Genomic DNA, 364 nt, shown 5'->3' on the forward strand with positions numbered 1-364 from the left:
TTTGTCTTTTTTCCTAGATTCATATTGCGTTGCCATGTTTCCGCATAGCCAATGACAAGTTTGCCAATTTGATTTTCAATACAGTAGTTAATGATGTAACGGCAAGTCTTGTTGATATAATCATTCACTTTATTATTGCGATTCATAGCAAGCAAAGCCTGTTTACGAGTGGTGCCTTTGATTTTTTGCTTATCTTTTATGCTTTGAAGTCTGGCATTTTCTTTGTTAAACCATTGATTTATACTTTTTAATCTCCGCCCATCAATGATGAATGATCTGCCGTCTGATGTGACACAAGTGGCAAGATTGTTTAATCCTAAATCAATGGCCAGTGCTTTTTGGTCGTTTAATTCTCTTTGATCTA

General features: G+C 35.2%; 1 protein-coding gene. It reads right to left on the minus strand.

Translation table 11 applies throughout. The annotated features are described in order from the left end of the window. Positions 1 to 364 (minus strand): transposase (locus LD028_RS08645; protein WP_237811571.1); only part of this gene is annotated, 364 nt, incomplete at both ends.

The organism is Anoxybacillus sp. LAT27, from assembly GCF_022030075.1.
Classification (GTDB): Bacteria; Bacillota; Bacilli; order Bacillales; family Anoxybacillaceae; genus Anoxybacillus; species Anoxybacillus kestanbolensis.